This is a genomic window from Xanthomonas cannabis, from assembly GCF_040616535.1.
Lineage (GTDB): Bacteria > Pseudomonadota > Gammaproteobacteria > Xanthomonadales > Xanthomonadaceae > Xanthomonas > Xanthomonas cannabis.
Genome location: NZ_CP136580.1, coordinates 1,090,079 through 1,111,645 on the forward strand (window position 1 = coordinate 1,090,079; position 21,567 = coordinate 1,111,645).

Consider the following 21,567-nt stretch of genomic DNA (forward strand, 5'->3'; position numbering starts at 1 on the left):
CAGGGTCAACTGCGCCGGCGGTCGTGCCGCCAGAGCACTTCCTGCTGGCCATCGACCCGCGCCAGCACGCGCGCCAGGACGAACAACAGGTCCGACAGCCGGTTGAGATAGCCGATCGCCTCGCTGCGCACCGCTTCCTGACGCGACAGCGCGACGGTCTCGCGCTCGGCCCGGCGCACGATGGTGCGGGCCAGGTGGCAGCGCGCGGCCGCTTCGCCACCAGCCGGCAGGATGAAGTCCTGCAGCGGCGGCAAGCCGTCGTTGTAATGGTCCAGGTGGCGTTCCAGGGCGGTGATATCGGCCGCCTCGATCGCCGCATGCCCCGGGATGCACAGCTCGCCGCCCAGGTCGAACAGCTGGTGCTGCACGGTGGTCAGCAGGTCGGCGACCGGGGCGGGCACGCCGGGCGCGGCCAACAGCACGCCGAGCGCCGAATTGGCCTCATCCACCGTCCCGTAGGCATTGACGCGCAGCGCGTCCTTGCCGGTACGGCTGCCGTCGCCCAGGCCGGTGTTGCCATCGTCGCCGGTGCGGGTATAGATGCGCGAAAGCCGGTTGCCCATGATCTAGCCGGCGTGGGACTGGTGCTGCGGCACTGCCAGGCGCTCGGCCGCGACCTGGAGCAACGCGGCGGCGGCGACATACAGCGCCGCACTGCGCAGGTAGGGCCACAGCCAGTCGGTGTAGTTCTTGAACCAGCCAGCCAGCGTGGGCTCACTGACGCTGGCACTGATCCAGTAGAAGCTGCCCTGGGCGATCAGCTGGCACAGCGCCACGCCGATCAACAGGGCGGGTACCAGCCGGGCCAACGCGTTCCAATGGGCGCCGTGGTAGTGCCGGCGCAGCCAGACGCCACCTGCCCACAGCGCGAAGTACGCCGGGATCAGGCACCAGTAGGCCGGCGAGACACAATAGTGCTGCCAGAAGCTCAGGCCCTGGCGGGTGATCACCAGCCAGTCCACCGCCACCGCAAGCCCCATCAACAGCGGGAACGCCAGCCGCGTGCGCGCAGCCAGGTGAAAGCCGCCGATGAAGAACACCGCCCAGGACGCATCCGGGACCGGCGCGAAGTGATTGATCCGCGTGGCCGCCATCAGGAGGGCGAGCAGACTCAGAATCAGGGTGTCGTGCGAGCGAGACGTCATGCGCGAAGGTGGCCAGGTCACAGGTCCGGAAGTGTAGCGTGGAACCCGGCATGCCCGTGCCGGCCCGGCAGGCGCGCGATCCGTCGAGCGTCTGCCGGAATGGGCGTGCCGGCGACGCGGGGTAGACGGGCCGGGCGCGGCAATCTGTCTCAACGCCCGGCGGCAACCTGCCTGGGGCCAGGGCTTATCATGTGGCGATGACACATCCACATGACGTTCTGATCGTTGGCGGCGGCCTGGTCGGCTCCAGCCTGGCGATTGCGCTGGACCGCCTCGGCCTGGATGTCGGGTTGGTGGAAGCCACCCCGGCCGGCGCGCCACCGGCGGTATTCGACCAACGCAACCTGAGTTTTGCCGCCGCCACGGTCAATGCATTGGGCGCGCTCGGGGTCATGGCAAAGTTGCGCAACCCGCCCGGGCCGATCCGGCGCATCCACGTCAGCCGTGCAGGCGACTTCGGGCGCGTGCAGCTGGATGCCGCCGACTACGGGCGCGACAGCTTCGGCCAAGTGGTGGTGGCGCGCGATTTCGGCGACGCCCTGCAGGCGCGTCTGGACGAGCTGACCCGGTTGCACCGGTATCGCCCGGCACGCTGCATCGGCGTGGAGCCGGTGCAGGACGGCCTGCGCGCAGTCCGCCTGGCGGCCGCCGACGGCGAGCGACTGGTCCGCGCCAGGCTGGTGGTTGGCGCCGATGGCAGCCACAGCGCGGTGCGCGAGCTGCTGCATATCGGCACCGACGCGCACGATTTCCTGCAGACCCTGTTCGTGGCGCGCGTGCGGGCCGCCAGGCCGCCCGATGGCACTGCCTGGGAGCGCTTCGGCGAACACGGGCCAACCGCATTGCTGCCGCGGGGCGACCGCCATTACGGCGCCATCCACTGCGTGGCGCGTGCCGATGCCGAAGCGGTGGCGGCCCTGGACGAGGCCGGCTGGCTGGCACGGCTGCAGCGCGCGGCCGGCTGGCGTGCCGGGCGCTTCATCGCCAGTGGCGAGCGCAGCGCCTACCCGTTGGTGCAGGTGCTGGCGAACAGCCTCATCGCCGAACGCGTGGTGCTGCTGGGCAATGCCGCGCAGACGCTGCATCCGATCGGCGCGCAGGGCTTCAATCTCGGGCTGCGCGATGCGCTGACGCTGGCCGAACTGATCGAACACGATCGCAGCGATGCTGGTGCCGGTGCGCTGCTGGACGCGTATCTGGCGCGTCGACGTGTGGACCGCGAGCACACGATCGGCTTCTCCAGCGGGTTGGCGCGGCTGACCGGCAATCCGGCGCCTTTGCTACGGCCGCTGCGCAGCCTGGGCCTGCTGGCGACCTCGCAGGCCGCCCCGTTGCAGTCGATGCTGGTCGGGGGCGCGATGGGCTTCCGTGGCGAAGTCCCGCAGCTGTGCCGGGGTGTGGCATGAACCGGCGCACGCCGCGCGATGCGGTGATCGTCGGTGGCGGTGTGGTCGGCGCCGCCTGCGCCTTGGCGCTGGCCGATGCCGGGCTGCAGGTCGCGTTGGTGGAAGGGCATGAACCCGCGCACTGGCACGCCGACCAACCCGACCTGCGCGTCTACGCATTCGCCGCCGACAACGCCGCGTTGCTGGACAGCCTGGGCGTGTGGTCGGCAGTGCGTGCCGCCCGCGTGCAGCCCTACCGGCGGATGCGGGTCTGGGATGCCGGCGGGGGCGGCGAGCTGGGCTTCGATGCCGACACGCTGGGGCGCGAACAGCTGGGCTGGATCGTCGAAAACGCGCTGCTGGTCGATCGCCTCTGGGCGGCCGTGCACGCAGCCGGCGTCGAGGTGCATTGCTCGGCGCGCGTGGTCGAACTGGAGCAGGACAGCGGCAGCGTGCGTCTGCGGCTGGACGATGGCAGCCGCCTGGAGGCGGCGATTGCGATCGCCGCCGATGGTGCTGCGTCCACCTTGCGTGAATTGACCGGGGTGCCGGTCTCGCGGCACGCCTACGCGCAACGCGGCGTGGTGGCCTTCGTGGAGACCGAGCGGCCGCACGAGTCCACCGCCTGGCAGCGCTTTTTGACCACCGGGCCGCTGGCGTTCCTGCCGTTTGCCGAAGGCCGCAGTTCGATCGTATGGACCTTGCCGGATGCCGACGCCGCACGTGTGCTGGCCCTGGATGATGCGGCGTTTTCGCGCGAGCTCACCCAGGCCTTCGCCGCACGCCTTGGCCAGGTGCGGGTGGCCTCGCCGCGCGCTGCCTTTCCGCTGCAGCGGCAACTGGTGGAGCAGTACGTCAGCGGTCGTGTGCTGACCCTGGGCGATGCCGCGCACGTGGTGCACCCCCTGGCCGGGCAGGGCGTCAATCTGGGGTTGCGCGATGTCGCTGCGCTGCGCGAGCAAGTGCGCAACGCGCGCGCCAAGCGTGCCGACTGGGCAGCGCCGCACCGCCTGCAGCGCTGGGCGCGAACCCGTCGCAGCGACAACGCCGTCGCCGCCTACGGCTTCGATGCGATCAATCGGGTGTTTTCCAATGACGAGATGCACCTCACCCTGCTGCGCGGTTCGGTGCTCGGCCTGGCCGGCAAACTGCCGCCGCTGGTCGATGTGTTGTGGAAGCGCGCCTCCGGCGGTGCGTGAGCAGCGCCGCGCCGGCCGGCGTGAACGCGGATAACCGGCGCAGCCTTTGTTATATGCCTGAAAACTTATAGCGAAGGCCGCATCTTCCATACGACGGACGCGCACGGCCTAGCTACAGTCGGCGCATGACCTCGGTTGCGCACCCACCCAAGCCCCCCTTGCTGCTGCTCTGCGGCCTGCTCTGCGATGCCGCGATCTGGCAGCCGCAGCGCGAGGCGCTGGGGGACCTGGCGGAGGTGCAGGTGCTGGACTTTCCCGGTTTCGACAGCATCGTGCAGATGGCCACCCACGTGCTGGCCGGTGCACCGCCGCAGTTCGCGCTGGCCGGGCACTCGATGGGCGGACGCGTCGCGCTGGAGATCATGCGCCAGGCACCGGAGCGCGTGACCCGGCTGGCATTGCTCGATACCGGCATCGCCCCACGTCGCGAGGGCGAGCGCGAAGAGCGACAGGCGCTGGTGGACCTGGCCCGCACCCAGGGCATGCCGGCGCTGGCGTCGGCCTGGTTGCCGCCGATGCTGCACCCGGACCGTGTCGACGATGCCGCGTTGATGGAGCGCCTGACGGCGATGGTGCAGCGTCAAAGCCCGCAGGGGTTCGCCGGCCAGGTCACGGCCCTGCTGGAGCGCCCCGATGCCGCGCCGGTGCTGGCACGGATCCGCTGCCCCACCTTGCTGGGTGTCGGGCGCCAGGACGCCTGGAGTCCGTTGGCCCGGCACCAGGACATGGCGCGGCACGTTCCGCAGGCGCGCCTGGTGGTGTTCGAAGACAGCGGGCACATGGCGCCGGTGGAGGCGCCGGCGGCGGTGACCGCCGCCCTGCGCGACTGGCTGCAGGCCGCGTGATGGCCAGCAGGCCACGCCACCGGCGGTGACGCAGCGGTCGCTGGCGACGCCGATACGTTTTGCTGAAATCCAAGGAGGCTGCATGCACGACGAGGCATCGACCATCATTGCCTGCGAGCAACTGATCCGCAGGTTCGCGCTGTACAACGACCGCCACGATCACGAGGCGCTTGCTGCCTTGTTCACCGACGATGGCGTGTTCGCACGGCCCAGCGCACCCGATGCACCGGTGCGTGGGCGCGAGGCCATCCTGCAGGCGTTTCGTGCGCGTCCGCCGCGCACCACCTGCCACCTGATGCTCAATACCCTGGTCAGCGTTCAATCGTCGACCCTGGCGCACGCGCACAGCAATGTGCTGCTTTACACCGCCAGCCAGACCTCTGCGCCACCGCCGTTCGCCGCGCAGTCGCCGGCCTTGCTCGGCAGTTTCGACGATGTGCTGGTCTTCGAGCAGGAGCGTTGGCTGTTCAAGCAGCGGCTCGGTGCGTTGCTGCTGCAGATCGGTTCCTGAGCCGCCATCGCTAACGCGCAAGAAGCGTTGCAGCCGCCATCGGCCTGCGGCGCTGTCGTATCGCTTTCTCCCCCACGCCGCGCCCGCTGTCACCCACCTGTTCGCACCGGAGATTCGCCTAGTGGAACGCGTCCGTTTGTCTGCTCATTGTCGTTCGGTGTTGCTGCGCGCCCTGTCGCGTCGGCAACGGTCATGGATTGTCGGCGCCACACTTGCTGCGGTGTTGCCGGGCACGGTGATGGCGCAGGCCGTACCGGAAACGGCGGCACCGCCACAGGGCATCAATGTGGGGGGCACTAGTTTCATGGATGGGTTTGGCTCGTTGACGCCCGGCTGGACCGTCATCGAATACCTGCGCCATTACCACTTCAATTCGATCCGGAACGCCAGCGGCGACGATTCGCCGGCCTTTCGCGACCCGCAAGTGGACGTCGGCGTGCTGTTGACCCAGATGATCTATGTCACGCCCTATACCTGGAAGGGAAGTTCGTTGAGCTTCAATGCCATCGTGCCGTTGGTCAATTACGACACCGCATTTGCCGCAGACAGCCCCGTGCAGCTGAGCAGCAATGGGTTCGGCATGGGCGATATCTCTTTCGGGCCTGCCTTGCAGATGCCGCCGGTCATGCGCGACGGGCGCGTGTTCTTCTTCCAGCGCTTTGCGATCGACGCCTTTGCGCCGGTCGGCAAGTTCGATCGTGATACCGCGATCAACCAGAGCACCGGGTTCTGGTCGGTGGCCCCGCATTGGGCATTCACCGTGCAACCCAGCGATCGCTGGGAAATCAGCGGGCGCCTGAATTATCTGTACAACTTCCGGACCAGCCGCGCCGGCGGCGTGCCGCCGATTCCCGGCTTCCGTTTCCGCAACGGGCAGGCCGGCGACCTGGTCTGGCTCAACTTCGCCAGCTCGCTGAAGCTCAACGAGCAGTGGCGGGTGGGGCTCAATGGCTACTACCTGCAGCAGTTGAAGGACAACCGCACCAACGACCAGCGTGTGCCGGACAGCAAACGCAGGCAATTCTATATCGGCCCCGGTCTGTCCTGGCGCATGAACGAAAAGAACCTGTTCAACTTCAATGTGTACCTGCCGGTAGATGTGGAAAATTCGGTTGCCGGCAATAACTTCAATCTGATGTTCGTGCATTCGTTATAGGCGTCCACCGCCGCCATGCGCAGCGCCTGCGACGGGGGCGCTGCGTGTGGCGGGGTAACTGCCGTTGCCACCTGCACGAGCGGGTGGCAAGGGGGTCGCTCAATGGGTGCCGCGTGGCGCGTCTGCGGTGTTGGCGCAGGTGCCTCGTGCTCAGCTCCGGGGCGCGGTAGTCACATCCCCATGCTATGCCGTTGCGTATGCGCATGTTCGCGGAACAGCAGTTCCGCCCGTGCTCCGTCGCGTTGTTCGATCGCAGAGACGATCGCCCCATGTTGGCGGTGCCCGTAATACAGATCGTCGTAGGCCACGGTGGCCGAGCGCTGGCCGAACACCACATGGCTGGGGCTGACGAACGGCACCACCATGCAGCGGTCCACGGTTTCGGTGAGGATAGGCTTGTTGGCCGCCACCACGATGGTGCGATGGAAGCGGGCATTCATCGCGGCATAGGCCTGCTCGTCACCGGCATCGAGGCTGCGCTTGGCGAACAGGCGGTCGCCTTCGCCAAGACAGCCGTGCAGGGTGGCGAGCACCTCGGCCGACGCGCCCTGCTCGGCCAGCGTGCGCGCCGCCAAACCTTCCATCAGGGCGCGCACGGCCAGGGCATCCAGGCTTTCCTGCTGGCTGAAGCGGCGCACCGCATAGCCGCGGTTGCCTGTCTGCGCCAGCAGGCCTTCCTGGCACAGCGCCGGCAGGGCCTGGCGGATGGGCGTGCGCGAGATCGCCAGGCGTTCGGCCAGGGCCGCTTCGGTGATGCGTTCGCCCGGGGCAAAGGTGCCGCACAGGATCAATTCGCGTAGCTGCTGGACCGCTTGCAATCGGTGGTTGTTCGCCATTGGCTCCATTCTCTCGCGCCGTACCGCAGCGCACGTCCTTGGAAGGGGAAAACTCGCAAATGCGTGTATAAAAACCTTGCGGACGAGATCGCTTGATGGCAATTTGGATCCCAAGGATACCTTTTTGGCAATCCGGAGTGCTCGATCGTCCCCGTTGGGATCCATTGCATCGCCGGTCCCGACCCAATCAATGACGCGCGCCCGGCCTTCCTCGGCAGCGCCGCGTCGCAGGAGCGCAGCATGGCAAGCATCATCGGCGGCATCGGAACCTCGCACGTTCCCACCATCGGGGTGGCCTACGACAAGGGCAAACAACAGGATCCGATATGGAAACCGTTGTTCGACGGCTACGGGCCGGTCGCCGAGTGGTTGGCCCGGCAACGGGCCGACGTGCTGGTGTTCTTCTACAACGATCACTGCACCACGTTCTTTTTCGATCTGTACCCGACCTTCGCGTTGGGCGTGGGCGAACGTTTCCCGGTGGCTGACGAGGGAGCGGGCTTGCGCAACCTGCCGCCGATTCGCGGCGATGTGCAGCTGCAGGCGCATATCGCCGAGTGCCTGGTCAATGACGAATTCGACCTGACCGTGTTCCAGGACAAACCCATCGACCATGGCTGTGCGGCACCCTTGCCGCTGCTCTGGCCGCATGTGCCCGACTGGCCCGGCACGGTGGTGCCTATCGCGATCAACGTGCTGCAGTACCCGCTGCCGACCGCGCGCCGCTGCTACCGGCTGGGTCAGGCGGTGCGGCGTGCCATCGAGTCGTATCCGGAAGATCTCAGGGTGGTGGTGGTTGGCACCGGCGGTTTGTCGCACCAGATCCATGGCGAGCGCACCGGCTTCAACAACACCGAGTGGGACATGGAGTTTCTGGACCGCTTCCAGCATGCCCCCGAGACGCTGACCGACCTGACCCACACCGATTACGTGCGCCTGGGCGGGGCCGAGAGCGTGGAGCAGATCATGTGGCTGGCCATGCGTGGCGCGCTGGAGGGTCCGATCCGCAAGTTGCATCAGAACTACTACCTGATGACCACCACCGCGATGACCGTGGTGGTGTACGAGCCGGGCGAAGAGGCGGCCGATGCGCCGCGTTCGGCAGAGCTGTTGGCGCGTACCGCCAACGCGGCATGAGGGCGTGCACATGAATCCGCAAGTCAACGGCATGGACAAGATCGACGGGACCTATCTGTTCGATCTGCGCACCAGCAACCGCGCGCTGCGCCTGAATCGCTTCTTCTGGCAGATGATCCGCGCGCCGTGGCGCGACCGCTTCTTGCAGGATGCAGAAGTGCTGATGCAGGAGGCCGGACTCACCGAGCAGGAGAAGGCGCTGATCCGCGCACGCGACTGGCTTGGCCTGGTGCAGTACGGCGCCAATTTTTTCGTCATCGAAAAGTTCGCCCGTGTGGTGCGCATGACCAATCTGCAGGTCTACGCCATCATGCGCGGCGAATCGTTCGAAGCGTTCATGCAGACCCGGCAGGTGCCCGAGGCGCGCTGAACTGCGCGCCTCGGGCATCTGCCGGGTGCTGTCACCCGACTTCCCAACGTAAGGCCCACCCCCCATGACCATGTCCTCCGTGTTCTTCGAACACCGCATCAAGGTCCGGCATCTACGTGTCATCGAGGCGCTGGACCGGCAAAAAAGCCTGCTCCGCGCCTCGCGCGTCTTGAATGTGACCCAACCTGCGCTTACGCGTGCCCTGCAGGAGATCGAAGAAATCGTCGGGGCGCCGCTGTTCGAACGTCACTCACGCGGCGTGCGCCCCAACGCCATGGGCGAGGTGCTGGTGCAGACCGCGCATGTGGTGCTTGGCCAGTTGCGCCGCGCCCAGGACACGTTCGAGGGTCTGCTGCAGGACGACGCGCTCACGATCACCGTGGGCGCCCTGCCGGTGGCGGCAAGCGGCCTGTTGCCGGCCGTGCTGGCGGCGCTCTACCGCGCCGAGCCCACGCTGCGGGTGCGGCTGTTGCATGGCCGTACCGACGAACTGCTGCCCAAGCTGGCCGGCAACGAAGTCGATCTGGTCGTGGGCCGGCTCTATCCGCTGGCACGCTACGACGCACTGGTCCGCAAGGTGCTGTACCAGGATCCGATCGCGCTGGTGGCGCGCAGCGACCACCCCCTGTTTGCGAACGGCCCGGTACGCATTGCCGAAGCCGCGGCATATCGCCAGGTGCTGCCGACGCTGAGCCAGCACGTGGAGCGCGACGTGGCGCAGGTCATGCGCGAGCATGGGCTGGCCACGCGCGACCAGCTGCGTTCCAGCTCGGCCAGCTTCACCCGCGAGATTCTGCTCGGCACCGACAGCATCGCGGTGATGCCGAGCATGATGGTGGCCGGCGACATCGCCCGTGGCGAGTTGCGTGCCTTCCAGCTGCAGCAGCCGTCGCAGGCGCGTGCAGGTGGGGTGATCTACCGCGACAACAATGCCATTCTCAAGCCGGGCGTGCGCCTGCTGATGCGCGAGCTGGAGCACCAGTTGGCGCTCATGGCCGAGCAGGGCGCGGTGTGGGTGGACGACCATGTCGGCGAAGACGACATCCTGCTGGATGCGTCCGCGTAAGCGATGGCGTGCCTGTCTGCTCGTGCTGCAGTGAAAGGCACGATGTAGGCGGTCTGAGTAACGCACATCGGGCAGCCAAGGCTGCCCGATGTGCGTATTGGGACAGTGGTGCCTACGACGGTGTCTTCAGCACTCGCCCTGCGCGTGCGTTGGATGCAGGTGAGTGCAGCGTGCTGGAGTCGAGCAGCGACACACACGCCGCCAAGGCCAATCGGCGGGCACGTCGCCGCCAGGCAACGTGTCCGCCCAAAAGCGGCCAACAAAACCTAGCGAGCGGTCGTCAGGCGGGTGCGGGCGGCGCGGAGGAACCGGCGTGTACGCGTGGTACATGCGGGTTCCGGGCACCGGCCGCGCAGCCGTTTTGTCAGCTGCTCTGCGTCCGACGTGCATCAGCAGGCGCTACGCATCGTTCGCGAGCGCATCCTTCAGGCGCGCCTTCTGCAGTTTGCCTGTCGCCGTGCGTGGCAACGCCTCCACCACGCGTAGATGCTTTGGCACCTTGTACTTGGCCAGGCGCTCGATCAGGTAGCTGCGGATTTGCTCCAGATCCGGGTCCTCGGCGGCTGGCACGATCGCCAGATACCCCACCTCGCCCCATTGCGGGTCGGCCATGCCCACCACCGCGCATTCGCGGATCTGCGGGTGATCCGCGAGCACGGCTTCGATCTCCGCGGGGTAGACGTTCTCGCCGCCGGAAATGAACATGTCCTTCTTGCGGTCCACCACAAAGAAGAAGCCATCGGCATCGCGCTTGACGATATCGCCGGTACGGAACCAGCCCTGCGCATCGCGCATCTCCGCAGTGGCCTGCGGGTCGCGCCAATAGCCGGGGCTGAGGTTGGGCCCGCGCAGCAACAGCTCGCCGGGAACACCTGTCGGGCAGTCGTTGCCGTCGCCATCGACGATGCGGGTCTGCACCGTCGGCGAGCAGATGCCGGCCGCGCCCAGCTTGTTGCGAATGACCTCGCAATCGACCGACATGCCGAACACCGTGCCGGCCTCGCTCATGCCGAAGCCGCAGACCATGGGAATGCCGTCGTCCACCCAGCCCAGCAGGTCGTCGCTGGCGTGCGGCGCACCGCCGCTGACCAGGGCGGTGAGGTGACGCAGCGCTGCGGGGTCGAAGCCCGGTTGAGCGCGGAAGGCCTGCATCATCTGCGGCACACCGACGTAGTGGGTGATGCCCAGCGCCGGATTGCCGAGCCAGCCCAGCGTGCGCTGCGGCTCGAAACCGCTGGAGACCTGGATCGACCCGCCCACCGCCAGTGCCGGCCGCACATTGGTGGCCAGGCCGATGATGTGAAACATCGGTGCTTCGCACAGGAAGCTGCTGCCTGCATCCACACGGGTGGTGACGCCAAAGTTGTGCGCCACCTGCTGCAGGTTCTGCTCGCTCAGCATCACGCCCTTGGGCTGGCCGGACGTGCCCGAGGTGAACAGGATCAGGCTGACGCGGTCCGGCGGAATGTAGGACGTCTCGGCCGGCGCGAGGCCTTTGGCGGTCTCGATGAAGTCCGTCAGCGCTTCGACATGCGCGCGCCCGGCGGCGACATCATCGCCCAGCAGCAAGCGCGGCTCGGCGCGTTGCAACAAGGCATCCAGCTCGGTGGCGCTCAGGCGCCAGTTGAGCGGCACGTAGATCGCGCCCACGCGTCCGCAGGCGAAGTGCAGCGCCACCTGCCAGACCGAGTTGCGGGCGAGCACGGCGAGCCGTTCGCCGTCGATGCAGCCGCGCGCCTGCAGCAGGGCGGCGAGGCGGCCGATCAGCTCGTCCAGTTCGGCGTAGGTCCATTGCTGATCCAGCAACAGGTCGCGCGCGGCGAGGCGTTGCGGTGTGAGGCGGGCATGGAAGGAAATCGAGTCAGTCGGCATGGTCATGGCGCTGTCTTCCGAATGCGGTTTGGGGGAGTGGCTGGCGTGAGTGCGACGGCAACGGCAGAAGGTTCACACGCACGCCCGATGACGCAGCGGGCATTCACCAGCGATGGTGTGAACCGGTTGCAGGGGAACGGCAGAGCCGCGGCGTTAGCGCCGCGAGGCGAGCGCGCACCGCTGGCCGGTACGCGCTCGGGTGGTGCCCGGCTAGCTGAGATAGACGGTTTTGGTTTCGAGAAAGGCGTGCAGCCCTTCGATGCCGCCTTCGCGGCCGACGCCGGAGTGCTTGAAGCCGCCGAACGGCATGTCGATGTCCACCCACATGCCGTTGATCGAGTGGCTGCCGCTGCGCACGCGGCGTGCGATGCGGTACGCGCGGTCGACATCCTCGCTGTAGACGGTGCCGTGCAGGCCGTAATCGCTGGCGTTGACCTTGGCGATCAGGTCGGCCTCGTCGTGGTAGTCGATGAAGCTGACCACCGGGCCGAAGATTTCCTCGCGTGCGATGGTCATGTCGGGTGTGACATTGGCGAACACCGTCGGTTCGAGGAAAAACCCGCGCGGCAGATGCGCTGGCCGGTTGCCGCCCATCACCAGCTGCGCGCCCTCGGCGCTGCCCTGCGCAATGTAGGACTGCACGCGTTCCAGCTGCCGGCCGAGCGCCAACGGGCCCATGCCGGTGTCGGCGGCGAACGGGTCGCCGAGCTTGAGTGCGCCCAAGGCCGCGCAATACGCCTGCAGGATCTCCTCACGCCGTTGCGCCGGGACCAGCACCCGGGTCAGCGAGAAACACACCTGGCCGGTGATCGGCATGGAGTAGGGCACCAGGCTGGGCAACACCTTGGTGAGGTCGGCATCCTCGAGCACGATGGCGGCCGACTTGCCGCCCAGCTCCAGGCCGACACGGGCCAGCCGTTCGGCGCAGGCCACACCGATCAGTCGCCCCGCCTGGGTGGAGCCGGTGAAGCTCACCTTGTCGACGAGCGGATGGCGGATCAGCTGTTCGCCAACTTCGCGACCGGCCGGCAGCAGGTTGAACACGCCATCGGGCACACCGGCGGCGCTGATGCATTCGGCCAGGATGTAGGCATCGATCGGCGTTTCCGGCGATGGCTTGGCCACCACCGTGCAACCGGCGGCCAACGCGGCGGCGACCTTGTAACAGAGCAGCACCAGCGGCGCATTCCAGGGCGTGATGGCGGCGACCACGCCAACCGGTTCCTGCACCACGTGCACGCGGCCGCCGTTGGCACGTGCGCGCGGTTCGACGAACGGGTGGGTGGTGATCAACTCGCCGTAATAGTCGAACAGCCCCGGCGCCTGCTGCGAGGCGCGGCGGCTGAAGCCGATGGTGGCGCCGACCTGGCCGGTCCAGGCCTCGGCCAGTTCCGGCAGGCGGGCACGCAACTGGTCGGCAACCCGCTTGAGCACCGCGCCGCGTTCGGGCGGCGACAGCTGCGGCCACGGGCCGGTATCGAAGGCGGCACGCGCCGCGGCCACGGCGGCCTCGGTATCTGCGTGCGAGGGTTCGGTGTAGCGCAGCAGGCGCTCTTCGTTATGCGGGGCGACCACGTCGACGTGCCGGTCGCCGCTGCTCGCGCGCCACTGGCCATCGATGAACAGGCCCAGGGGCCCACGCGCGGCGATTCCGCGCAGCGTTGCGGATAAGGCTTCCATACTCCCTCCTCGGTGCAGAAAACCACTGGCAGCGCCAGCGATGCGTGGCGTGCACGCAGCGCTGCAGGTGCCGTTGGACGCGCTCAGGTGCTCTTTTTGGTCAGGTCGTATTCGCCCAGGCCGGGCTTGTAGCTCTTCTCGTCGATGAACTGACGGATGCCTTCCTTGCGCGCGTTGTTGTCGAAGGAATTGGCCGCTTCCTGCATGCGCACCAGATAGTCCTCGGCTTCGTCGTAGGTCATGGTGCCCACGCGACGGACCGCATCCTTGGCGTATTTCAGCGCCACCGGGTTCTTGCGCAGCAGCAGCTCGGCCACTTCGCGGGTGCGCGCTTCCAGGTGCTCCAGCGGCACGCTTTCGTTGACCAGGCGCCACTCGGCGGCCTTCTTGCCATCCACCATTTCGCCGGTCAGGGTCATCCACATCGCATCGCGCATGGACAGCAGTTCCACCGCCACCTTGGTCACCCCGCCGCCGGGCAGGATGCCCCAGTTGATTTCCGACAGGCCGAACTGCGCCTCGTCGGCGGCAATGGCCAGATCGCACGCGAACAACGGGCCGAAACCACCGCCGAAGCACCAGCCGTTGACCATCGCGATGGTCGGCTTCTGATACCAGCGCAGGCGCCGGAACCAGCCATAGGATTCGCGTTGCGAACGGCGCACGCCACGCAGGCCCTGCGCTTCGGTTTCGCGGAAGTATTCCTTCAGATCCATGCCGGCCGACCAGGCGGTGCCTTCGCCGCCGAGCACCAGCACGCCGACGTTGTCGTCGAACTCCAGCTCGTCCAGCACATCCATCATGCGGCGGTTGAGCGCCGGGCTCATCGCGTTGCGCTTGTCAGGGCGGGCGAACTTCACCCAGGCAATGCGGTTTTCGATGCGAACCGATACCACGTCATGCTCGTTCAAGCGGCGTCTCCTTCAAGTCGGGGGCTGCGGGGATCAGAAATCTTCTGCCAGCGCGGGGTCCGGCGCGGTCGTCCGTTCCAGCGTGGCGCTGGCGTTCAATTTGCATAGCAGGCGCAGCAGGGTCTGCTGCTCGCTGGCCTGCAGGCCGGCGCAGGTGCGTTCGACGGCGCGCGCAAGGCAGCCCTGCGCCACTTCCAGCGTGCGCTGGCCATGCTCGGTCAGGTACAGGCCCTTGCTGCGGCGGTCGCGGCCCGCCAGGCGTTCGATCAGGCCCTGCTCGGCCAGCGCATTGGCGATCTTCATGCCGGCGGCGCGGTTGACCAGCAGGCGATTGCCGAGTTCGGTCTGGTCGCAGCCCGGCTGGTCGCGGATATGGATCAACGCGGTGACACGCGCCGGTGTCAGGTGCAGTTCGGCCAGCTCCTGGCGCGCAGCGTGGCTGGAGGCCAGGGTGGCCAGTTGCAGTTGGTAGCCGAGGTCGGCGGCAAGTGCCAGGCGAGCGGTCATCGATCCATCCAAATTGTATCCGTTAAATACAATCTAGCCGAGCGAAGCGAGCGCTGCAAGGGGGTTGGTGCGTCAAAAACGAAGGCCGGCGCCCGCCTGCGTAGCGTCGGCGCGCGTGGCTGCCATGCGGATGTGCGCCAGGGCTACTGGATCAGCCAGCCGGCCAGCTGTTCGCGGGTGAGATAGCCGCTGTGATGGCTATCCAGCGCATCGAATTCGTCGGCCAGTGCGGGGTTGGCCTGGGCTTCGGTGCGACTGATGCGGCCATCGCCGTCCACGTCCATGGCCTGGAAATCGATGCGGTAGCTGCCCGCCACGCTGCTGGGCTGGATCGAGCGCACGATCACGCTGGATTCGCCGCGCGGGCGCTCCAGCTGGGTCTGATGGGTGACCTCGCCGCTGGCGAGCGGCTGGGTGCGGATGACGTTGGGTACCTCGATCAGCGGCATGCTGCTGGCAGGTGAGGGTGCTTGCTGTGCGTGCGCGGCGCCGCACGCGAGCAGCATGGCAATGAGGGTGGCAATACGGCTGGTGGTCATCAGATCCCCCTGATGTGGAACAGCCGGTAAGGATAGTGGGTGTCGAGCCGATTGCGGTGGGCGCCGCTTGCACGCTGGCCGCTGCGCGCCACGCGGGCGACCGCCAGCGTGCAGGGCAACGGCGTGTGGCCGCTGCCCTGCACGTCGCTCAACCGGGAATGAAGGGAAACACGATTTTGAGCAAACCCTTCAGTCCGCCCTCGGCGGTGCTGGCCACGGCCTTGGCGCCCAGGCTGTTGAGTGCGCGGCGCACATCGTCCCAACGCAGCTGGGCGATGTCTTTTTTCAACAGGTCCGACACCTCTTCGGCGGTGGGGGTGAGTTTTTGCAGTGCGCGGATGGCCGCCTGCGGGTCCTGCTGCAGATAGCCCCAGCGTTCGGCAATCTTCAACAGCGTGTCGAAACGCACCGCCACCACTTCGCGATTGCGTTCGTACACCGGCAATGCGCCGACGTCGAGGATGGCCTGCTCGAACTGTTGCGCGTCATCGGGGTGTTCGATGCGCACTGCCAGGAAGCCTTCCTTGCGGCTGCGTTCGCTGACATGCTTGGCACCCGAGCGCAGGTTGTCCTCGGTCAGCACGTTGGCCACGATGCGCTGCATGGCCGCATCGCCTTCCTCGGGCACCAGCGCACGCCAGCGCGCATAGCCATCGCGACGCAGGGCCTTGACCTTGGCCGAGGTGACCCGCAACTGCAGTGCGACCACGGCATTGGCGCTGTTGCGCGAGATGGCGCCATCGCGTTCGAGCAGCACGAAGATCAACAATTCCAGGTCGCGCTTGGTCAATGACTGAAACCCCTGCAACAGGGTCAGTCGCAGGAATTCGCTGCCGAAGGCGGCTGCGTCCTTGAGTTCGATCGGTTGCATGGGGAGTCCTCCGCGGGTGACCTGCACAATGCCAGCACCCGGTTGCGCGGGCTGAGAACCGATGCGACGCGCACAGCAGTTTCAGTGTCCGGTTTCGCGCCCGGGGCGGTCGGATCTGAACGTTTCAACTGCGCCGCGATCCTGCAGTGTCACAAAGACCTGTTTGCCGTCGCTGCCGCCGAAGGCGACGTTGCTGGCCTTGCGCCCCTTCAGCGCAACCGTGCGCAGCAGCCTGCCCGTCGGCGACACCACGGCGATCTGCCCGGCATCGTAGCGGGCGATGTACAGATTGCCATCGGCATCGCAGCGCATGCCATCCATGCCGAAATCGGGGAACGCGATCAGCAGGCGTTTGTTGCGCAGGCTGCCGTCATCGCGACGGTCATACACCCACACCTTACGCGACATGCTTTCGTTGACGTAGAGACGCTTGCCGTCCGGGCTGACGTCCAGTCCGTTGGGGGTGGTCATGCCGGACTCCAGCAGCCGCACCGCGCCGTCGCGCCCGATGTGCCACAAGCGCCCACTGTTGTCCTTCCAGTTCGGGTCGCTGGCGTAGAAGCTGCCGTCCGGTGCAAGCGCCAGATCGTTGGGACCATCGGCGTCGGGCAACGCAGCGAACGTGGTCACGGCACGCGTCTGCATGTTCACCTGCAGCAGTTTATGGCCGGTGTAATCGGCCACGTACATCGCCCCATCGCGAAAGCGGATGCCGTTGCCGGTGCTGCCTGCAGGCAAGGTGACGAACACTTGCGCGTTGGCACTGCCGTCCGGCTGCAGGGTGATGCGTGCGATGGTGCCATCCTTGCCCAGATTCACGGCGTAGAGCGCGCCATCCGGGCCGGTGGCCGGGCCTTCTGCGTTATGCGTGAAGGCGCCATCGCCGATCAGGTCACGCGCAACGAAGGGCGCGTCGGCCGCGGCAGCGAGCGAACTGGACAACAACAACGCCAACGTCAGGCAGCGGGCGCGTGCAATAGCCATCATGCGGAATGCTCCAGGCGGGATCGTGCGCAGTGTGCCAGAACGTGCAGCGCGACCATGGCGGTACTCACGCGCGATCAAGTAAGGTGCGCGGGCGGTACCGAACCAGTGCAACGTGCAGGCGGCAGCTTCTGCTCAGGCAGGCGATGGCGTGACGCATACGTGTCCTGCGTACCGCATGATCGCGACGTCACCGCTGCCTGCATGACGTCGCTTGCCAGTGCTGGTCGCCATTCTCACTTGAAGGAGGTTTGCATGTCCGTGGAATCCTTGACACGTCGCCGCTTGCTCGCCGCCTTCGGCAGTGCCGGCATCCTGCTGGGCGCGCCGGCCTGGGCGCTGCCCAAAAAGAAGCCGGGAAAGCCGCTCAATGTCGCCCTGGCCGGTCTCGGCAGTTATGCCAGCGAACAACTCGCGCCGGGTCTGGCCTTGACCAAGCACTGCAAGCTGGCCGGCATCGTCACCGGCACGCCGTCGAAGATTCCGCAATGGCAATCCAAGTACGGCATCGCCGATCGCAATGTCTACAGCTACGAGAACTTCGACAAGATTGCCGATAACGACGATATCGACGTGGTATACATCGTCACCCCGACTCATCTGCACGCGCCGCTGACCTTGCGCGCAGCGGCAGCCGGCAAGCACGTGTGGTGCGAAAAGCCGATGGCAATGCATGCCGGCGAATGCGAGGCGATGATTGCCGCCTGCAAGCGCAACAAGGTGGCGCTGACGATCGGCTACCGCATGCAGCACGAGCCCAACACGCGGCGGCTGATTGCGATGGCCAGCGAGAAGCCGTTCGGCGCCATGCAGCGCGTGCGTGCCGAGGCCGGTTACAACGGGTATCGCGATACGACCAAGGCCGATCGCCCATGGCGGTTGCGCTCGGAATTCGGCGGCGGCGCGATGTACGACATGGGCGTGTATCCACTCAATGCCGCACGCTACACCGTGGGTGCCGAGCCGCTGGCAGTCACCGCCAAGCGCTGGACTGACCGTCCCGAACTGTTCGATGAAGTGGACGAACATATGGATTTCACGCTGGAATTCCCCAATGCCGTGCGTGCGGCGTGCAAGACCAGTTTCGGTGCCAACATGAATGTGCTGCGTGCCGACTGCGAGCGCGGCTGGTACGAACTATCGCCGTTCCAGAGCTACCAAGGCGTCACCGGCAAGGCCAGCGATGGCCGTGTGTTCGATGCCAAGGTGCCGCACCAGCAGGCCTTGCAGATGGACGAAGACGCATTGGCCATCATGAATGGCACGCCGCTACGCGCGCCCGGCGAAGAAGGCCTGCGCGATATCCGCATTGTCGATGCGATCTACCGCTCCGCCCGCGAAGGCAGCAAGCGCATCGTGCTGTAAATGAGCCAGCTCCGGCGGCAACGTGCCGTCGGAGCGATGGAATAGCCGTCGCGGCCACGGGCCGCTGGAGCGACGAAATGCCGGTCGCGGCCAAGGGTCGTCGGGACAAAGGTTGCAGTCCGCGAACCAGCGCCGCTGGCGCAACGAAGTCGTCGGCAGCAGTCACGCGCCGCCTGGCGTGCAACAGCAGTCCATCACCGATTCGCTGTCATGCCTGGACAGCCAGCAGCGACCGAGGCGTGGAGACTGCAACCCGGCAAACGCCGCCGGCTATCGATGTTGCAGTGAGCAATGCGCAACGACGAACAAGAGCGCGCCGCGGCCAGAACTGCCACTCCACCCATCGTGCGACCATCACAAGCTCAGCGATTCCCTGCCACACCGGCTCAAGGGGCCACTCCCCCGTGCGACTGAGTCGCCAGCCACCTGCTTTTACGATTCCCCATTCCCCATTCCCAGCCTCAGTCCCGCATCGCCAGCACCGTGATTTCTTCGCGATCGTGATACAGCTGCTTAGCCCGCACGGTCAGCGACTTTTCGGCTTGCTGCTCGAATAGATCCAGGCACAGGCGGGTTTCGTCCCAGCGTTTTTTCATCGGCAGCTTGAGGTTGAACAGGGTGTGGCGACACCAGCCTTCACGCACCCAGGTGGCCATGCGCTCGGCGACGCGACGTGGTTGCTCGACCATGTCGCAGACCATCCAGTCCAGCGCCTGTGCCGGTTTCCAGTGGAAGCCATCGGCGCGCAGGTGCTCGACCAGGCCGGTGTCCAGCACGTGCTCGCGCAGCGGGCCGTTGTCCACGCTGGTGACATGCAGATGCTGGCGGGTGAGCACCCAGGTCCAGCCGCCGGGCGCGGCGCCCAGATCGGCAGCGCGCATGCCGGGCTTGACCAGGCGTTCGCGCTCGTCGGGCGTCAGCAAGGTGAGCAGTGCTTCGTCGAGTTTGAGCGCCGAACGCGACGGTGCGTCGGGCAGCAATTTGAGCCGCGGAATGCCCAGAGGCCAGGGCGCGCTGTCGTCGGCATCGGCCACCGCCAGCAATGCGTGGTCGCCATCGAGGAAACACACATGCAGCCGTGGCAGGCGCGGCTGCGGCTTGTCGGTGAGCAGGCCGGCCTTGCGCAGGGCCGGGCGTAACGCATTGCCAAAGCTGCGCGCCAGGCCTGCCAGCGGTTTGCCTGCATCCGAATCCGGATGCTCCACCCACAGGTCGCCAAAGCGCGGTTGCCCGTGCAGTGCGGCCAGGATCGGGGTGATGCGATCGGTTGGGTCGATGCCCTTGAGTTCGGCCAGGACGACCAGCTTCTGCCGCGCGAAGATCAGCTCGCGCCACTGCAACCTGGCGGCCAGCTGCGCGGCTTCATCGCAGACGAACACCACATAGCCATCGTTGCGCTGCGTGCGCGCATAGCCGGCGATGCCGACGAACGCGGCGCGTGCGCTCAGTTCTGCGGCCAGTTCCGGCTCGAAGCCCTGGCGGCAGTAACACAGCAGCCCGCTCATCGCAGCGCTCGCAGGGAGAGGTCAATAATGGTCACCGCCGCCCTCGCCGTAACTGCGCAGCACCGCGCACGCCTGCTCGCGCTGTACGTCGCGCACCACATCGATGCCGCGGCGGGTGAGCTCGCCCACCCAGTCGGCGGGCAGCGGGCCTTCGTCGAATTCGGTCAGGGCCATCACGTCTTCGGCGCGGGCGCCGATCAGCAGCCGGTCGATTCCCGCCCATACCGTGGCGCCGTAGCACTGGCAGCACGGTTGCGCGGAGGTCGCCAGGGTGATGGGCGACAGCACATCGTTCAGGCGCGGGGTCTGCAGGCGCTGCTGCGCCAGCATGTAGGCCATGTTTTCGGCGTGCGCCAGCGAGGTGGTCTGCGGCACCACACGATTCACGGCTGCGGCGATGATGTGATGGTCCGGGCCGAACACCACTGCGCCAAAGGGGCCGCCGCTGCGTGCTTCGACGTTCATCCGCGACAACGCGATCGCCAGCGCCACCTTCTCGTCGTCGCTGGGATAGGCGCGACTGGCATCCACGAAATCATGGATCCAGGCGGGCAAGGTGAGGTGGACTTGCGCGTAGAGCATCACGTGACGACCGGTAGGAGAGGGGGGAAGGGGCGGCGCAGTGTATCGGCCCGGGGGCAGCGCGCAACACCAGGAGGTGGCTGGACATGAATGCCGTCACTGCCGGCCACGCTCTGCTGCACGCCAGGCGGCAACCAACGTACGCGATCGCTACCGGGGGCCAGCCGCTTCACTGCACGCATGTGCCCTGCGTGGTCCTACTTGGCGGCGCACTGGCCGGAGACGCATTGGCAGCCGCTGATGTCCTGAAAACCGCACACGCTCATCATGCCGCTGGACTGGCATTGCGCCATCACACCCTTGGGGTCGGTGGCGCTGTTGACGTTGACGCAGGCCGGGAACGCCCCGCAACAGTTGCCGACGTTCTTTACCGTGCAATCGGCATCGACCTTGCACGTGGTGATGACGGTGACGGGTTTGGCGGTCGCCGCAGGTGGCGTGGCGGCCTCGGTCGGCGGTGCGACGACACAACCGATCAACATGAACACTACCAACAGCAACAGGCTGCTCAAATACCAGGACAAGGCACGGGACATGCGGTTGCTCCGATCAGGACAGGTGAGAGGTCATGGTAAGCCTTGGGCGCGCCCTGGGGTGCGGCCAGGCGGCCCTAGCGTTGATCGCTGCGCGTTTCGCGACTGCATGTCGCTGGCGTCAACAGGCGTTGCCGCGCGCAGTGTGACCAATGAGGTGGACGACGTCTGGTCAGCCGGTTGGCGGGGCACCGGCGGCACCCGGCTGTCGCGGTCGTGCAGAAGACCACGGGTCCCCATCCACGGCTCGCTGTACTGCAAGCGCGTGGTCAGCGCCCTCGGGTCAGTGCAGAACCGCAACGGCTGGCCAGGGCCAGTTGCTGCATGCTTTCGTCGCGGCGATCGCTGGGCAGTTCGTCGTCCGGCGGGTGCGGAACGAACAGGCACAATGCCTCGGCCGGGGTCACCGCTTGCGCGTTGTGCGGCGGCGGCGAACAGGCCGTCAGCCCGAGGGAGAGCGACAACACGGCGCCATACAGCGTCCGCGGGCTGGGGCGTGGCAGGCACATGGCGGCGTTCCAGTGGACACAGCCTGCAATCTAGGCACAGCGCCTCGACAGCGCTGGGC

At 66.8% G+C, this 21,567-nt stretch carries 23 protein-coding genes and 1 other RNA gene; 9 read left to right on the plus strand and 15 right to left on the minus strand.

The window, feature by feature from the left end; genetic code table 11:
• Nucleotides 1-5 precede the first annotated feature (5 nt).
• Both RZV17_RS04515 and RZV17_RS04520 read right to left on the minus strand, forming a co-directional pair.
• A complete protein-coding gene (locus tag RZV17_RS04515; RefSeq protein WP_355607587.1) occupies nucleotides 6-563 on the minus strand; it encodes a cob(I)yrinic acid a,c-diamide adenosyltransferase in 558 nt (185 codons plus the stop codon).
• A 3-nt stretch (nucleotides 564-566) separates the two neighbouring features.
• A complete protein-coding gene (locus RZV17_RS04520; RefSeq protein WP_047695322.1) occupies nucleotides 567-1,145 on the minus strand; it encodes a hypothetical protein in 579 nt (192 codons plus the stop codon).
• 197 nt (nucleotides 1,146-1,342) lie between these two features.
• Here RZV17_RS04520 and ubiH point away from each other — a divergent pair, with 197 nt between their 5' ends.
• The 5 genes from ubiH (at nucleotide 1,343) to RZV17_RS04545 (ending at nucleotide 6,241) form a co-directional block, all read left to right on the plus strand.
• Entirely contained in the window at nucleotides 1,343-2,551 is a 1,209-nt protein-coding gene (gene ubiH, locus RZV17_RS04525) for a 2-octaprenyl-6-methoxyphenyl hydroxylase (protein WP_166743955.1), read from the plus strand.
• On the plus strand, nucleotides 2,548-3,729 hold the full coding sequence (locus tag RZV17_RS04530; RefSeq protein WP_355607591.1) for a UbiH/UbiF family hydroxylase: 1,182 nt from the start codon (nucleotides 2,548-2,550) through the stop codon (nucleotides 3,727-3,729). The genes ubiH and RZV17_RS04530 overlap by 4 nt, the downstream gene beginning before the upstream one ends.
• Before the next feature lie 125 nt (nucleotides 3,730-3,854).
• The gene (locus RZV17_RS04535) at nucleotides 3,855-4,574 is read left to right on the plus strand and encodes an alpha/beta fold hydrolase (protein WP_184376182.1); all 720 of its coding nucleotides are present in this window, start codon (nucleotides 3,855-3,857) and stop codon (nucleotides 4,572-4,574) included.
• Between the two features lie 82 nt (nucleotides 4,575-4,656).
• Nucleotides 4,657-5,085 carry a nuclear transport factor 2 family protein gene (locus tag RZV17_RS04540; protein WP_355607595.1) on the plus strand — a complete coding sequence of 143 codons (429 nt, stop codon included), beginning with the start codon at nucleotides 4,657-4,659 and terminating at the stop codon, nucleotides 5,083-5,085.
• A 121-nt stretch (nucleotides 5,086-5,206) separates the two neighbouring features.
• Nucleotides 5,207-6,241, plus strand: coding sequence for a transporter (locus RZV17_RS04545; protein WP_166752405.1), 1,035 nt, complete (start codon nucleotides 5,207-5,209; stop codon nucleotides 6,239-6,241).
• A 170-nt stretch (nucleotides 6,242-6,411) separates the two neighbouring features.
• On the opposite strand, the gene RZV17_RS04550 is transcribed toward RZV17_RS04545, so the two are convergent.
• Nucleotides 6,412-7,086 carry a GntR family transcriptional regulator gene (locus RZV17_RS04550; RefSeq protein WP_166752529.1) on the minus strand — a complete coding sequence of 225 codons (675 nt, stop codon included), beginning with the start codon at nucleotides 7,084-7,086 and terminating at the stop codon, nucleotides 6,412-6,414.
• 231 nt (nucleotides 7,087-7,317) lie between these two features.
• On the opposite strand from RZV17_RS04550, the gene RZV17_RS04555 reads away from it, so the two are divergent.
• The 3 genes from RZV17_RS04555 to RZV17_RS04565 all read left to right on the plus strand — a co-directional run bounded on the left by RZV17_RS04555 (nucleotide 7,318) and on the right by RZV17_RS04565 (nucleotide 9,650).
• On the plus strand, nucleotides 7,318-8,214 hold the full coding sequence (locus RZV17_RS04555) for a gallate dioxygenase (protein ID WP_039413073.1): 897 nt from the start codon (nucleotides 7,318-7,320) through the stop codon (nucleotides 8,212-8,214).
• A 10-nt stretch (nucleotides 8,215-8,224) separates the two neighbouring features.
• Complete coding sequence (locus RZV17_RS04560) at nucleotides 8,225-8,584, plus strand: protocatechuate 3,4-dioxygenase (protein WP_039563931.1); 360 nt, start codon at nucleotides 8,225-8,227, stop codon at nucleotides 8,582-8,584.
• A 64-nt stretch (nucleotides 8,585-8,648) separates the two neighbouring features.
• A complete protein-coding gene (locus RZV17_RS04565; RefSeq protein WP_039414712.1) occupies nucleotides 8,649-9,650 on the plus strand; it encodes a LysR substrate-binding domain-containing protein in 1,002 nt (333 codons plus the stop codon).
• 254 nt (nucleotides 9,651-9,904) lie between these two features.
• Here RZV17_RS04565 and RZV17_RS04570 read toward each other — a convergent pair.
• The 8 genes from RZV17_RS04570 to RZV17_RS04605 all read right to left on the minus strand — a co-directional run bounded on the left by RZV17_RS04570 (nucleotide 9,905) and on the right by RZV17_RS04605 (nucleotide 17,017).
• Nucleotides 9,905-9,980, minus strand: a non-coding RNA gene (locus RZV17_RS04570) — sX9 sRNA.
• A gap of 69 nt (nucleotides 9,981-10,049) precedes the next feature.
• Nucleotides 10,050-11,528, minus strand: a complete 1,479-nt coding sequence (locus RZV17_RS04575) for an AMP-binding protein (RefSeq protein ID WP_166752404.1) — start codon at nucleotides 11,526-11,528, stop codon at nucleotides 10,050-10,052.
• A 204-nt stretch (nucleotides 11,529-11,732) separates the two neighbouring features.
• Nucleotides 11,733-13,202: an aldehyde dehydrogenase gene (locus tag RZV17_RS04580; RefSeq protein ID WP_047695329.1), complete on the minus strand. Its 1,470-nt coding sequence runs from the start codon at nucleotides 13,200-13,202 to the stop codon at nucleotides 11,733-11,735.
• Nucleotides 13,203-13,285: 83 nt separating this feature from the next.
• Nucleotides 13,286-14,113 (minus strand): p-hydroxycinnamoyl CoA hydratase/lyase, encoded by an 828-nt coding sequence (locus RZV17_RS04585; protein WP_047695330.1) that lies wholly within the window; start codon nucleotides 14,111-14,113, stop codon nucleotides 13,286-13,288.
• A gap of 33 nt (nucleotides 14,114-14,146) precedes the next feature.
• Nucleotides 14,147-14,620: a MarR family winged helix-turn-helix transcriptional regulator gene (locus RZV17_RS04590; RefSeq protein ID WP_039563926.1), complete on the minus strand. Its 474-nt coding sequence runs from the start codon at nucleotides 14,618-14,620 to the stop codon at nucleotides 14,147-14,149.
• Between the two features lie 143 nt (nucleotides 14,621-14,763).
• Entirely contained in the window at nucleotides 14,764-15,159 is a 396-nt protein-coding gene (locus RZV17_RS04595; RefSeq protein ID WP_355607601.1) for an EF-hand domain-containing protein, read from the minus strand.
• Nucleotides 15,160-15,307: 148 nt separating this feature from the next.
• Entirely contained in the window at nucleotides 15,308-16,030 is a 723-nt protein-coding gene (locus tag RZV17_RS04600; protein ID WP_039414730.1) for a hypothetical protein, read from the minus strand.
• 81 nt (nucleotides 16,031-16,111) lie between these two features.
• Nucleotides 16,112-17,017 (minus strand): SMP-30/gluconolactonase/LRE family protein, encoded by a 906-nt coding sequence (locus tag RZV17_RS04605; RefSeq protein WP_047695332.1) that lies wholly within the window; start codon nucleotides 17,015-17,017, stop codon nucleotides 16,112-16,114.
• 252 nt (nucleotides 17,018-17,269) lie between these two features.
• Between RZV17_RS04605 and RZV17_RS04610 the strand changes: the two genes are divergently transcribed.
• Nucleotides 17,270-18,379: a Gfo/Idh/MocA family protein gene (locus RZV17_RS04610; RefSeq protein WP_039414734.1), complete on the plus strand. Its 1,110-nt coding sequence runs from the start codon at nucleotides 17,270-17,272 to the stop codon at nucleotides 18,377-18,379.
• 461 nt (nucleotides 18,380-18,840) lie between these two features.
• Here the strand turns inward: RZV17_RS04610 and rlmM are convergent, their stop codons facing one another.
• The 4 genes from rlmM to RZV17_RS04630 form a co-directional block, all read right to left on the minus strand.
• Entirely contained in the window at nucleotides 18,841-19,884 is a 1,044-nt protein-coding gene (rlmM, locus tag RZV17_RS04615; protein WP_104580899.1) for a 23S rRNA (cytidine(2498)-2'-O)-methyltransferase RlmM, read from the minus strand.
• 21 nt (nucleotides 19,885-19,905) lie between these two features.
• A complete protein-coding gene (locus RZV17_RS04620) occupies nucleotides 19,906-20,466 on the minus strand; it encodes a nucleoside deaminase (RefSeq protein ID WP_039409968.1) in 561 nt (186 codons plus the stop codon).
• Between the two features lie 197 nt (nucleotides 20,467-20,663).
• Complete coding sequence (locus RZV17_RS04625; RefSeq protein ID WP_355607605.1) at nucleotides 20,664-21,002, minus strand: hypothetical protein; 339 nt, start codon at nucleotides 21,000-21,002, stop codon at nucleotides 20,664-20,666.
• Between the two features lie 266 nt (nucleotides 21,003-21,268).
• Nucleotides 21,269-21,508 (minus strand): hypothetical protein, encoded by a 240-nt coding sequence (locus tag RZV17_RS04630; RefSeq protein ID WP_184439565.1) that lies wholly within the window; start codon nucleotides 21,506-21,508, stop codon nucleotides 21,269-21,271.
• Between the last annotated feature and the right edge of the window lie 59 nt (nucleotides 21,509-21,567).

Bases quoted from the DNA above. Each gene is read 5' to 3' on its own strand.
- RZV17_RS04515 (WP_355607587.1), bottom strand. From the start codon at position 563: ATGGGCAACCGGCTTTCGCGCATCTATACCCGCACCGGCGACGATGGC.
- RZV17_RS04520 (WP_047695322.1), bottom strand. From the start codon at position 1,145: ATGACGTCTCGCTCGCACGACACCCTGATTCTGAGTCTGCTCGCCCTC.
- ubiH (WP_166743955.1), top strand. From the start codon at position 1,343: ATGACACATCCACATGACGTTCTGATCGTTGGCGGCGGCCTGGTCGGC.
- RZV17_RS04530 (WP_355607591.1), top strand. From the start codon at position 2,548: ATGAACCGGCGCACGCCGCGCGATGCGGTGATCGTCGGTGGCGGTGTG.
- RZV17_RS04535 (WP_184376182.1), top strand. From the start codon at position 3,855: ATGACCTCGGTTGCGCACCCACCCAAGCCCCCCTTGCTGCTGCTCTGC.
- RZV17_RS04540 (WP_355607595.1), top strand. From the start codon at position 4,657: ATGCACGACGAGGCATCGACCATCATTGCCTGCGAGCAACTGATCCGC.
- RZV17_RS04550 (WP_166752529.1), bottom strand. From the start codon at position 7,086: ATGGAGCCAATGGCGAACAACCACCGATTGCAAGCGGTCCAGCAGCTA.
- RZV17_RS04555 (WP_039413073.1), top strand. From the start codon at position 7,318: ATGGCAAGCATCATCGGCGGCATCGGAACCTCGCACGTTCCCACCATC.
- RZV17_RS04560 (WP_039563931.1), top strand. From the start codon at position 8,225: ATGAATCCGCAAGTCAACGGCATGGACAAGATCGACGGGACCTATCTG.
- RZV17_RS04565 (WP_039414712.1), top strand. From the start codon at position 8,649: ATGACCATGTCCTCCGTGTTCTTCGAACACCGCATCAAGGTCCGGCAT.
- RZV17_RS04575 (WP_166752404.1), bottom strand. From the start codon at position 11,528: ATGACCATGCCGACTGACTCGATTTCCTTCCATGCCCGCCTCACACCG.
- RZV17_RS04580 (WP_047695329.1), bottom strand. From the start codon at position 13,202: ATGGAAGCCTTATCCGCAACGCTGCGCGGAATCGCCGCGCGTGGGCCC.
- RZV17_RS04590 (WP_039563926.1), bottom strand. From the start codon at position 14,620: ATGACCGCTCGCCTGGCACTTGCCGCCGACCTCGGCTACCAACTGCAA.
- RZV17_RS04595 (WP_355607601.1), bottom strand. From the start codon at position 15,159: ATGACCACCAGCCGTATTGCCACCCTCATTGCCATGCTGCTCGCGTGC.
- RZV17_RS04600 (WP_039414730.1), bottom strand. From the start codon at position 16,030: ATGCAACCGATCGAACTCAAGGACGCAGCCGCCTTCGGCAGCGAATTC.
- RZV17_RS04605 (WP_047695332.1), bottom strand. From the start codon at position 17,017: ATGATGGCTATTGCACGCGCCCGCTGCCTGACGTTGGCGTTGTTGTTG.
- RZV17_RS04610 (WP_039414734.1), top strand. From the start codon at position 17,270: ATGTCCGTGGAATCCTTGACACGTCGCCGCTTGCTCGCCGCCTTCGGC.
- rlmM (WP_104580899.1), bottom strand. From the start codon at position 19,884: ATGAGCGGGCTGCTGTGTTACTGCCGCCAGGGCTTCGAGCCGGAACTG.
- RZV17_RS04620 (WP_039409968.1), bottom strand. From the start codon at position 20,466: ATGCTCTACGCGCAAGTCCACCTCACCTTGCCCGCCTGGATCCATGAT.
- RZV17_RS04625 (WP_355607605.1), bottom strand. From the start codon at position 21,002: ATGTCCCGTGCCTTGTCCTGGTATTTGAGCAGCCTGTTGCTGTTGGTA.
- RZV17_RS04630 (WP_184439565.1), bottom strand. From the start codon at position 21,508: ATGTGCCTGCCACGCCCCAGCCCGCGGACGCTGTATGGCGCCGTGTTG.